The following is a 10,453-nucleotide window of genomic DNA, read 5'->3' as shown; positions in this document are numbered from 1 at the left end:
CTGCGCATACTTTCAAAGATCCGGGGAAGCGGCCTCAGCGCCGTTCCCGTGTGCTGCGAAGTTTCCTTCGTAGCGAGCCGCCCATTATGCCAGACTTTTTCAGTCCGTCAACACCTTCGTTCGATCATCTCGTTCGGCGGTGGTGGGCGCCCTGTTGTCGCTGAAGCGCCTTGGTGGCGACCCCTGCGACGGGGGAGGAGAAGTATGTCCCTATTCCCATCATTTGTGAAGGGGGTGTGGCGATTTTTTTCACCGGATGTTGCATCCGTTCATCCATCGCGCCGCGGTAGGAACCCGCGAAGCGCAGCCAAGCGTGGGCTTGGCTCTACAAGAGCATAAGGAAGGGCCGGCTGGCGCCGGCCCTTCCCTTGTCTCAGGCAGCGACCAGGCGCACGCGGGCGAAAGTACGCTTGCCGACCTGCAGCAGGCCCTCGAAGCCCGGCTGCAGCACCTGCTGGCCGTCTTCGACCACTTCACCGTCTACCTTGACCGCGCGCTCCTTGAGCTTGCGGTTGGCTTCGGAATTGCTCGGGGTCAGGCCGGCCGCGGTCAGCAGTGCAGCAATACGCAGGCCCTCGGCCGGGATCGCCACATCCTGCAGCGGCAGCTGGGTGATGTCGCCTTGCCCGGTCACCGCTGCTTCCCAGCCGGCAATGGCCTGCTCGGCCGCTGCGGCGTCGTGGAAGCGGGTTGCCAGTTCACGCGCCAGGCGCAGCTTGACCACGCGCGGATTCAGGCCACCGTTGGCCACCTGCTCGCGCAGCTGCACGGCTTCGGCCTGGCTGATGTCGAAGGACAGCAGCTCGATCCAGCGCCACATCAGGGTGTCGTCCACCTTCATGGTCTTGGTGACGATGTCGATGGCCGGCTCGCTGATACCAATGTAGTTGCCCAGCGACTTGGACATCTTGTTGACGCCGTCCAGGCCCTCCAGCAGCGGCATGGTCAGCACCACCTGCGGCTTCTGGCCGTGATGTTCCTGCAGGCCACGGCCCATCAGCAGGTTGAACTTCTGGTCGGTGCCGCCGAGCTCGACGTCCGCCTCCAGGGCCACCGAGTCGTAGCCCTGCACCAGCGGGTACAGGAACTCGTGGATGGCGATGGACTGCTGGGCGGCATAGCGCTTGGCGAAGTCGTCGCGCTCGAGCATGCGCGCCACGGTGTGCTGGCCGGCCAGGCGGATCATGTCGGCCGCGCCCATCTTGCCGAACCACTCCGAATTGAAGCGGACTTCGGTACGGCTGCGGTCCAGCACCTTGAACACCTGCTCCTCGTAGGTGCGGGCGTTGGCCAGCACGTCCTCGCGACTGAGCGGCTTGCGGGTCAGGCTCTTGCCGGACGGGTCGCCGATCATGCCGGTGAAGTCGCCGATCAGGAAGATGACCTGGTGGCCGAGGTCCTGGAACTGGCGCATCTTGTTCAGCAGCACCGTGTGGCCCAGGTGCAGGTCCGGCGCGGTGGGGTCGAAGCCGGCCTTGATCCGCAGCGGACGGCCTTCCTGCAGGCGCGCACGCAGATCCTCGAGCTTGAGGATCTCGTCGGCACCACGGCCGATCAGGGCAAGGGCTTCTTCAATCGAGGACACGTGACTACTCCCGGCAACGCCGATTCTTGTGTGGGGTGTTAAAGCAAAGTTAACCCGATTGGCTTCACAAAAGCCAATGGGCACAAGGGTTTGACGCGGTTTTCTCAGGTGTCTATGGTAACCGGCGTTTAGGTCCGTGCTCCCGGACCGTCAGGAAAAATCGCCGATGCACAACTCCGAACAAGGGCGCGCACGCAAGCAGCGCTTCCAGGAACGCCTTCACGTCCTGCACGACAACGCCCTGCATCGGAAGCTCAGGCAACACCTGCCCGCCGCCTTCAATGAACGCTGGACCCGGCGCCATTGGATGCATGCCAGCCTGTTCGCGACCATCGGTGCGCTGGTGGCAACGATCGTCCCCGGCTTCTCGCACACCATCGACGCGCCGTTCGCCGACAGCCACACCAGCCTGGCGCTGCCGTTGCCGCCGCTGGCCCTGGCCCGCCAGCAGCAGGTGCCGGGCGACAGCTGGCAGGTGCTGCGCGTGCAGCGCGGCCAGACCCTGAGCGATCTGTTCGACAAGGCCGGCATCCCGGCCACCACCCTGCACCGGGTGCTGGACCACCCCGGCGCACGTGAGGCGTTGACCAAGCTGCGCCCGGGGGCCGAGATCGCCTTCGATATGCCGCTGTCCGGCGACCTGCGCAGCATCCGCTTCGACCGCGATGCCGACCACCGGGTCGAGTTGAGCCTGGACGGCGATGACATCAAGGAGAAGGTGACCCAGCGCGAGACCTCCACGCGCACCGTGGTCACCAGCGGTGAGATCACCAGTTCGCTGTATGCCGCCGCGCGCCGGGCCGGGCTGTCGCCGTCGGCGATCGCGACGATGACCGACGACATCTTCAAGTACGACATCGACTTCTCGAAGGACCTGCAGCCGGGCGACCGCTTCAGCGTGGTGATGGATGAGACCTGGCGCGAAGGCGAGAAGGTGGACACCAGCAAGATCCTGGCGGCGACCTTCACCACCGGTGGCAAGACCTATTCCGGCTTCCGCTTCGATCGTAACGGCAAGTCCGAGTACTACGACATCAACGGCCGTTCGCTGAAGAAGAGCTTCATCCGCATGCCGATCCCGTTCGCGCGGCTGAGCTCGACCTTCGGCGCGCGCAAGCACCCGGTGCTGGGCAAGATGCGCATGCACAAGGGCGTGGACTACGCCGCGCGCACCGGCACCCCGATCATGGCCGCCGGCGACGCCCGCGTGCAGTTCGCTGGCGTGCAGCGTGGCTACGGCAACGTGGTGATCCTCGACCATGGCCGCGGCCACACGACCCTGTACGGGCACATGTCGCGCTTTGCGAACATCAAGACAGGCCAGCGCGTGGCGCAGGGCACGGTGATCGGCTATGTCGGCTCGACCGGCCTGGCCACCGGCCCGCACCTGCACTATGAATTCCGCGTCAACGGTGAGCACCGCAACCCGCTGACCGTGACCATGCCGCCGCCGGAGCCGCTGAAGGGCGGCGAGCTGGTGGCCTTCCGCGCGCAGACTGCGCCGGCGATGGCCCGCATCCAGGGCATGGAGAAGCTGATCTACGCCGATGCGAGCCCGGCACCGACCAGCCGCGACGAGGCCGCCCCCGAGGTGGCCAGCGCCAAGGACAAGCAGGCGACCGGCCGCAAGCGCGGCTGAGCCTCTGCGTTGACGAAGAAGGACGCGGCAGCCCAAGCTTGCCGCGTCCTTTTTTTATGCCCGCCATGAACACCACCGCCGACACCGACGCCCCCCTCTACCTTGGCCTGATGTCGGGCACCAGCGCCGACGGCATCGATGCCGCGCTGGTGCAGTTCCCCGACGGCGGTGGTTGCCGCTTCGTGCACGGGCTGACCGCCCGCTGGGAGCCGGTGCTGCGTGCACGGCTGGTGGCGCTGGGCGAAGGCGGACCGCTGGACTCGCTGGAGGAGCTGGGCGAACTGGATGCGCGGATCGCGATCAACTTCGCCGAAGCCGCCAACCAACTGCTGGCCGAAGCCGGTGTGGACCGCCGCCAGGTGCGTGCGATCGGCTCGCACGGCCAGACCGTACGCCATCGACCACTGGCCGACCCGGCATTCACCGTGCAGCTGGGCGATGGCAACCGCATCGCCGAATTGACCGGGATCACCACGGTATCCGACTTCCGCCGCCGTGACGTGGCCGCCGGGGGCCATGGTGCGCCGCTGATGCCGGCCTTCCACCTGAGCATGCTGGGCGCCGCCGATGAGGACCGTGCGGTGCTGAACCTGGGCGGCATCGCCAACCTGACCCTGATCCCGCGCGAAGGCGCAGTGCGCGGCTTCGATACCGGCCCGGCCAACGCGCTGATGGATGCCTGGTGCCAGCGCCATACCGGCCGCACCTTCGATGCCGATGGTGCGTACGCTGCCAGTGGCGCGGTAGACGAGGGCCTGCTGGCCGGCTGGCGCTCGGACCCGTGGTTCGCGCTGCCACCGCCGAAGAGCACCGGCCGTGAGCAGTTCCACCTGGCCTGGGCCGAGGTGCACATGGGCGAAGGCCAATACGCTGCCGCCGATGTGCAGGCCACCCTGCTGGAGCTGACCGTGGCAACCGTGGCCGATGCGCTGCTGGCGCAGCAGCCGCAGACCCGGCGCCTGCTGGTCTGTGGTGGCGGCGTACGCAACCGGCAGCTGATGAAACGGCTGGCGGCGCGGCTGCCGGGGGTGCAGGTGGAATCCAGCGCAGTGCACGGGCTGGACCCTGAGTATGTGGAGGCAATGGGCTTTGCGTGGCTGGCACAGCGGACGCTGGACGGGCTGGCCGGCAACCTGCCGAGCGTGACCGGGGCCAAGGGGCCGCGGATCCTGGGTGCGATCCATCTGGCGTGAGGTGGCGCCATCCACGGATGGCGTGGATCCACCGGGCAGCCGAGCGTGGGCTCGGCTCTACAGCATTGCGGCGTGGCCGCTAATCGAAGCCCTGCCCTGCGGGCAAGGCCTGCAGAGCGGCGATGGCATCGGAGAGGGCGTCGACTTCGGGATCGCCGAAGCCGGAGCGGACCTCCAGTTCACTACTGAACAGGCCCTGCTCCAGCAGCGCTGCGCAGGTCTGTTCATGGGTCCAGCCGCGGGCAACGGCGACCCGTCGGATGCGTTCCAGCAACAGCGGGTCCAGGTCCCGCAGCACAACGTCGGCCATGCTCACTTCCCCGTTCGCAAGGCACCGCCCCCTCGGCGCGTCGGGGCGATGATCCCGCAGACCGGGCGGACAGGCAATCAGGCCGCCGGTGGCGGGGTCCGGTCGACGATGCGCGGCCACAGCCACGCCAGCAGCAGCAGCGTCGGCACCACGGTGATCGAGCTGAGGATGAAGAACGTGCTGTACGACGTCGCTTCCACGATGTAGCCGGACACGCCACCGACGAACTTGCCGGGCAGGTTGGCCAGCGACACCAGCAGCGCGTACTGGGTGGCGGTGAAGTTGCGGTCGGTCAGCGAGGACATGAACGCCACCAGCACGGTGCCGGCGAACCCCTGGAACAGGTTGTCGGCACTGAGCGCAGCGTAGAACGCCCACAGCTTGCCCGGGTTGTGCGCCATCAGCAGGAAAGCGAGGTTGGACAGCGCTACGCCCAGCGCGGCGACCAGCAGCATGCGGCGGAAGCCGAATGCGGCCACCGCGATGCCGCCCAGGAAGGCGCCGCCGATGCCCATCCACACGCCGAATAGCTTGGACACCGTGGCGATGTCGGCCTTGTCGAAGCCCGAGTCCAGATAGAAGGGACCGGCCATCACCCCGATGACCTGGTCGGGGAACTTGAACAACCCGACGAAGGCCAGCAGCACCAGGGCCAGCGCCACGCCATTGCGGCTGAAGAAGCTGGTGATGGGCTGCACGAATGCTTCGGCCACGTCGATGCGACGCTGCACGGTGGTGGCCGGACGTTCCGGTTCGGCGCACAGCAGCGTGGTGACGATCGGCAGCAGCATCAGCGCGGCCATCGCCAGGTAGGCAATGATCCAGCCTTCGAACTGGGCCAGGTACAGCGCGCCGGCCCCGGCCAGGATCAGGCCGATCCGGTAGCCCAGCGTATAGGTGGCGGCCAGTGCAGCCTGGGCGGTCTGCGGGGCGATCTCGATACGGTAGGCATCGACCGCCGAATCCTGGGTGGCCCCGGCGAACGAGGCCACCAGCACCCACGCCACCAGCGGCCACACTCCCTGCTCGGGGCGTACGAACGCCAGCGCCACCAGGCCGACCAGCACCATCACCTGCGACACCAGCAGCCACGAGCGGCGGCGGCCAAGCCCGCCGAGCAGCGGGAAGGCGTAGCGGTCCAGCAGCGGCGCCCACAGGAACTTGAGCAGGTAGAAGAAGCTGGCCAGGCTGATCAGGCCGATGCTGCCCAGGTCCAGGCCGACATCACGCAGGCGGGTGGACAGGGTCTGCGAGGCGATCAGCAGGAACGGCAGGCCGCTGCCGAAGCCGAGCATGGCCATGGTCAGGGCCGAGGGCGTGCCGAAGGCGCGCTTGATCCCGGCCCAGCCCTTGTAGCTGGCCGGCGTGGCCGCCTCGGTCACAGGTCGTAGTCCACGGTGAACGGGGCGTGGTCGGAGAAGCGCTCGTCGCGGTAGATCGAACAGCTACGCAGTTTGTCGCGCAGGCCCGGGGTGATGAACTGGTAGTCGATGCGCCAACCGACATTGTTGGCGCGGGCGGCGCCGCGGTTGCTCCACCAGGTGTAGTCCTCGCCGGTGGGGTTGAGCAGGCGGTAGGCATCGGCCCAGCCGCGCCCGGCGGCGACATCGGTGGCCTGGCCGTGGTCGGCGCACAGGGCGTTGAGCCAGTCGCGCTCTTCCGGCAGGCAGCCGGAATTCTTCTGGTTGGACTTCCAGTTCTTGATGTCCAGCGCCGAGCGGACGATGTTCCAGTCGCCGCACAGCACGTAGTCGCGGCCGCTGCGCGCCCACTCCTCCAGGATCGGCCGCAGCCATTCCATCACTTCGAACTTGAAGCCCTGGCGCAGGTCGCCCGAGCTGCCGGACGGGATGTAGAAGGAGACCACGCTGAGGTTGCCGTAGCGCGCCTCGATGTAGCGGCCTTCGTCGTCGAACGGGGCCCAGCCCAGCGAGGTGATGACCTGGTCCGGCTCGCGCTTGCTGTAGATGGCCACGCCGCTGTAGCCCTTCTTGGTGATGGCGTCGCGGTAGAAGCAGTGGTGGCCGTCCGGGCGGAACATCGGGTCGGTCAGCTGGTCTTCCTGGGCCTTGGTCTCCTGGATGCACAGGACGTCGGCGTCCTGGGCCCGGAACCAGTCGAGGAAGCCCTTGGTCGCGGCGGAACGGATGCCATTGGCGTTGAAACTGATGATGCGCATGCGGGGGACCTGCGGCGGGAAACCGGGCAAGCATACCGGTTGCCCGCGGGGCTGCGCAGTCCGCCAGGCCGGGCTGTAGTGCGCGCCACAGCGGGCCGGACGAGCGCGAAAGGCCCAGCTGGATTAGGATTTGTGCTCCAAATGAAGATGAATCGAGTTTTGATGAGCGACCACCGCCACCGTTTCCTGCAGCTGGCCCTGACCGCCGACGCCCTGCGCTTCGGCCAGTTCACCCTCAAGTCCGGCCGCCTGAGCCCCTATTTCTTCAACGCCGGTCGTTTCGACTCCGGCTCGCTGCTGTCCCAGCTCGGCGCCTGCTACGCCGATGCCATCGACGCCACCGGGATCAAGTACGACGTAGTGTTCGGCCCGGCCTACAAGGGCATTCCGCTGGCTACTGCGATGGCCTGCGAGCTGGCCCAGCGCGGCCGTGACCTGCCGCTGTCGTTCAACCGCAAGGAAGCCAAGGACCATGGTGAAGGCGGCCAGCTGATCGGCGCCGACATGAATGGCAAGCGCGTGCTGATCGTCGACGACGTGATCACCGCCGGCACCGCGATCCGCGAGGCGTTGGCCATCATCCGCGGCGCCGGCGGTACCCCGGCCGGCATCGTGGTGGCGCTGGATCGCCAGGAGATCGCCTCGGAGAGCGACCGCCGCTCGGCCGCGCAGTCGGTGGCCGAAGAGGCGGGCATCCCGGTGATCGCCGTGGCGTCGCTGGCAGACCTGCTTGATTTCGCCTCCGGCAACCCGGAACTTGTGGGTTACCGGCAGCCGCTGGAAGCCTACCGGGCCCAGTACGGCGTTCGTTCGACCCGCTGACCACCCAGGGGAAAGGCCATGTCCCGCGTTCCTGCTGTTCTCTTCACCGGCCTGCTGCTGGCCGTGCCGTTCACCGTGCCGGCGCAGTCGCGCGACCCCGGCAAGGTGGAGAAGAAGCTGTACTGCTGGAACGAGGGCAAGGAACGGATCTGCAGTGATTCGCTGCCGGCCGAGGCGGTCAACCACGCCCGCGAGGAGTTCAACGCGAAGAGTGGCCTGCGCAATGCGCAGGTCCAGCGCGCGTTGACCGACGCCGAACGCGCCGAGGCCAGTACGGCCGCGGCGCAGCAGCAGCTGGACCTGATGGCCGTGCAGACCCGCCAGCGCACCGAGCAGGCGATGCTGTCCACCTATGGCAGTGAGGACGACCTGCGCCGGGTGTTTGCCGAACGCCAAGAGGTGCTGGACAACAACCTCAAGACCGCCGAGTACAACGTGGCCAGCATGCGTGAATCGCTGGTGGCGCTGTTGTCGGCCGCCGGCGATCGCGAGCTGGGGGGCGCCCCGGTGGCCGAGAAGCAGGCCGAGGCGATCCGCCAGCGGCACGTGCAGCTGCAGTCCCAGCAGCGGCTGCTGGCCGGGTTCGCGCAACAGCAGCAGGCGTTGAAGGCCGAGATCGAAAGCACCCTGCAGCGCTATCGCGAGCTGAAGGGCGTGGCGCCGGCGAGCCAGGCCCCGTGATTCACCTGTAGAGCCGAGGCCATGCCCGGCTCCGCGTGACCTTGGGAAAGAGCAGCCGAGCATGGGCTCGGCTCTACGGTAGGCGGCGCCTGGTTACGGGTCGGGCCACCGAATTTATGCACTCTTTACGCGCCGGCCCGGTCCGGCGCGTAGTGCGTTTATGGGCGGCAGGACGACGATGGCGGCCTGAGGTGGAGGGGTTCCACCAGGACGCTATTGCAATGTCCCCCTGGCTGTCGTTGTTGTGTGGCGTGCTGGTGCTGGTCGCCGCCGCCTATCTTCTTTATGTCGTGCTGCGGCCCGAGTCGTTCTGACGGAGCCTGACATGACTGAGATGCTTGTCATTATTGCCGTCAGCGTTGCGCTGGCGTGGCCGCTGGGCCTGTACCTGGCGCGGGTGATGCGTGGCACGCCGATGAAGGTCGACGTGCTGTTCCACTGGATCGAGAAGCCGCTGTACAGGGTGTTCGGCGTCGATCCATCGCGCTCGATGAACTGGCGCGGCTATGTGCTGGCCTTCGTGCTGAGCAACGTGGTGGTGGCGGTGCTGACCCAGGCCGTGTTCATGACCCAGGCCTGGCTGCCGTTGAACCCGGACCAGATCCCGAACATGCGCTGGGATACCGCGCTGCACACGATGATCTCGTTCCTGACCAACACCAACCAGCAGCATTATTCGGGCCAGGCGCAGCTGTCCTACCTCTCGCAGATGACCGGCATCACCGGCCTGCAGGTCGTGACGCCGATGATGGGCCTGGCGTTGGCCGTGGCGACGCTGCGCGCGTTGTTCTCGCGAGCGCCGCAGGCTGCGGCAGCCACGGGCAGCGGCGATGACCGCCAGGTGGCGGTGGGCAACTACTACGTGGACGTGGTGCGCCTGTGCGTGCGCTTTCTGTTGCCGCTGTGCCTGGCCTGGACCCTGCTGCTGACCAGCCAGGGCGTGCCCTCGACGATGGCCGGCGGCCCGCAGGCAGCGCCGATCGACGCCAGCGCCGGCATGGCCGCACAGAAACTGCCGCTGGGCCCGGTAGCCGCGATGGTCGCGGCCAAGCAGCTGGGTGCCAACGGTGGCGGCTGGTATGGCCCGAACAGCAGCTTCCCGCTGGAGAACCCGACGCCGCTGTCCAACGCGCTGGAAGTGCTCGGCATCCTGCTGGTGCCGATGGCGGTGATCTTCATGATCGGTGCGTTCACCGGCCGCCGACGCTTCGGCGTCCTGGTGTTCAGCTGCATGCTCGGCATGTCGCTGCTGTCCACCGGCGCGATGATGTGGAGCGAAGGCCATAGCGCCAGCGCCGCCACCCCACTGCTGATGGAAGGCAAGGAGGTGCGCTTCGGCGCCGAGGGCACCGCACTGTGGGCGGCAGTGACCACCCAGGTCTCCAACGGTTCGGTCAACGGCATGCACGATTCGCTGGCGCCGCTGAGTGGCGGCATCGCGATGGTCAACATGCTGGTCAGTGCGATCTGGGGCGGTATCGGCTGCGGCCTGCAGCAGTTCATCGTGTACCTGCTGCTGGGCGTGTTCCTGGCCGGGTTGATGACCGGGCGCACGCCGGAACTGTTCGGCCGCAAGCTGGAGACGCCACAGGTGCGCCTGCTGGCCCTGCTGGTGCTGCTGCAGCCGATCACCCTGCTGGTGTTCACTGCGATCACCCTGGCCGTGCCCGGCCTGGCCGGCACCTCCAACCCCGGCTTCCACGGTATCAGCCAGGTGTTCTACGAGTATGTCTCGGCCTACGCCAACAACGGGTCCGGTTTCGAAGGGCTGGGTGACGCCACGCCATGGTGGAACCTGAGCTGCTCGCTGGTGCTGCTGCTGGGCCGCTTCCCGCTGCTGGTGATCCCGCTGGTGGTGGCCGCGCAGCTGGCTGCCAAGCGCCAGGCACCGGAATCTGCCGGCAGCCTGCAGATCGAAACCCCGACCTTCGCCCTGACCCTGGTCTCGGTGATCGTCATCCTGACCGTGCTGCAGTTCATGCCGGCGCTGGTACTCGGCCCGATTGCCGACCACCTGAGCCTGGGACTGCACTGAGGACACCCC

General features: G+C 67.3%; 10 protein-coding genes. 6 read left to right on the top strand and 4 right to left on the bottom strand.

Annotation, left to right across the window (positions count from 1 at the left end; translation table 11 throughout):
- Positions 1-373: 373 nt before the first annotated feature.
- Entirely contained in the window at positions 374-1,585 is a 1,212-nt protein-coding gene (gene tyrS / locus ARC23_RS16750) for a tyrosine--tRNA ligase (RefSeq protein WP_049431058.1), read from the bottom strand.
- A 166-nt stretch (positions 1,586-1,751) separates the two neighbouring features.
- Here tyrS and ARC23_RS16745 point away from each other — a divergent pair, with 166 nt between their 5' ends.
- Positions 1,752-3,224 carry a M23 family metallopeptidase gene (locus tag ARC23_RS16745; protein ID WP_057498240.1) on the top strand — a complete coding sequence of 491 codons (1,473 nt, stop codon included), beginning with the start codon at positions 1,752-1,754 and terminating at the stop codon, positions 3,222-3,224.
- Between the two features lie 65 nt (positions 3,225-3,289).
- Complete coding sequence (locus ARC23_RS16740; RefSeq protein ID WP_080393104.1) at positions 3,290-4,417, top strand: anhydro-N-acetylmuramic acid kinase; 1,128 nt, start codon at positions 3,290-3,292, stop codon at positions 4,415-4,417.
- 79 nt (positions 4,418-4,496) lie between these two features.
- Here ARC23_RS16740 and ARC23_RS16735 read toward each other — a convergent pair whose 3' ends face one another.
- The 3 genes from ARC23_RS16735 to ARC23_RS16725 all read right to left on the bottom strand — a co-directional run bounded on the left by ARC23_RS16735 (position 4,497) and on the right by ARC23_RS16725 (position 6,906).
- Positions 4,497-4,727 carry a hypothetical protein gene (locus ARC23_RS16735; protein ID WP_005420465.1) on the bottom strand — a complete coding sequence of 77 codons (231 nt, stop codon included), beginning with the start codon at positions 4,725-4,727 and terminating at the stop codon, positions 4,497-4,499.
- Between the two features lie 77 nt (positions 4,728-4,804).
- On the bottom strand, positions 4,805-6,109 hold the full coding sequence (locus tag ARC23_RS16730; protein WP_057498238.1) for an AmpG family muropeptide MFS transporter: 1,305 nt from the start codon (positions 6,107-6,109) through the stop codon (positions 4,805-4,807).
- Positions 6,106-6,906 carry an exodeoxyribonuclease III gene (locus ARC23_RS16725; RefSeq protein ID WP_005420469.1) on the bottom strand — a complete coding sequence of 267 codons (801 nt, stop codon included), beginning with the start codon at positions 6,904-6,906 and terminating at the stop codon, positions 6,106-6,108. Before ARC23_RS16725 ends, ARC23_RS16730 begins: the two co-directional genes overlap by 4 nt.
- A gap of 162 nt (positions 6,907-7,068) precedes the next feature.
- Between ARC23_RS16725 and pyrE the strand changes: the two genes are divergently transcribed.
- The 4 genes from pyrE (at position 7,069) to kdpA (ending at position 10,444) form a co-directional block, all read left to right on the top strand.
- Positions 7,069-7,728 carry an orotate phosphoribosyltransferase gene (gene pyrE, locus ARC23_RS16720; RefSeq protein WP_057498237.1) on the top strand — a complete coding sequence of 220 codons (660 nt, stop codon included), beginning with the start codon at positions 7,069-7,071 and terminating at the stop codon, positions 7,726-7,728.
- A gap of 18 nt (positions 7,729-7,746) precedes the next feature.
- On the top strand, positions 7,747-8,409 hold the full coding sequence (locus ARC23_RS16715) for a hypothetical protein (RefSeq protein ID WP_057498236.1): 663 nt from the start codon (positions 7,747-7,749) through the stop codon (positions 8,407-8,409).
- A 221-nt stretch (positions 8,410-8,630) separates the two neighbouring features.
- Positions 8,631-8,723 (top strand): potassium-transporting ATPase subunit F, encoded by a 93-nt coding sequence (locus ARC23_RS16710; protein WP_005407770.1) that lies wholly within the window; start codon positions 8,631-8,633, stop codon positions 8,721-8,723.
- A gap of 11 nt (positions 8,724-8,734) precedes the next feature.
- The gene (gene kdpA, locus ARC23_RS16705; protein ID WP_057498235.1) at positions 8,735-10,444 is read left to right on the top strand and encodes a potassium-transporting ATPase subunit KdpA; all 1,710 of its coding nucleotides are present in this window, start codon (positions 8,735-8,737) and stop codon (positions 10,442-10,444) included.
- Positions 10,445-10,453: the final 9 nt, after the last annotated feature.

Origin of the sequence: Stenotrophomonas beteli (assembly GCF_001431665.1) — a bacterium.
Taxonomy (GTDB): domain Bacteria; phylum Pseudomonadota; class Gammaproteobacteria; order Xanthomonadales; family Xanthomonadaceae; genus Stenotrophomonas; species Stenotrophomonas beteli.
This window is presented reverse-complemented; position numbering and strand designations above follow the sequence as displayed.

Bases quoted from the DNA above. Each gene is read 5' to 3' on its own strand.
- ARC23_RS16745 (WP_057498240.1), top strand. From the start codon at position 1,752: ATGCACAACTCCGAACAAGGGCGCGCACGCAAGCAGCGCTTCCAGGAA.
- ARC23_RS16740 (WP_080393104.1), top strand. From the start codon at position 3,290: ATGAACACCACCGCCGACACCGACGCCCCCCTCTACCTTGGCCTGATG.
- ARC23_RS16735 (WP_005420465.1), bottom strand. From the start codon at position 4,727: ATGGCCGACGTTGTGCTGCGGGACCTGGACCCGCTGTTGCTGGAACGC.
- ARC23_RS16725 (WP_005420469.1), bottom strand. From the start codon at position 6,906: ATGCGCATCATCAGTTTCAACGCCAATGGCATCCGTTCCGCCGCGACC.
- pyrE (WP_057498237.1), top strand. From the start codon at position 7,069: ATGAGCGACCACCGCCACCGTTTCCTGCAGCTGGCCCTGACCGCCGAC.
- ARC23_RS16715 (WP_057498236.1), top strand. From the start codon at position 7,747: ATGTCCCGCGTTCCTGCTGTTCTCTTCACCGGCCTGCTGCTGGCCGTG.
- ARC23_RS16710 (WP_005407770.1), top strand. From the start codon at position 8,631: ATGTCCCCCTGGCTGTCGTTGTTGTGTGGCGTGCTGGTGCTGGTCGCC.
- kdpA (WP_057498235.1), top strand. From the start codon at position 8,735: ATGACTGAGATGCTTGTCATTATTGCCGTCAGCGTTGCGCTGGCGTGG.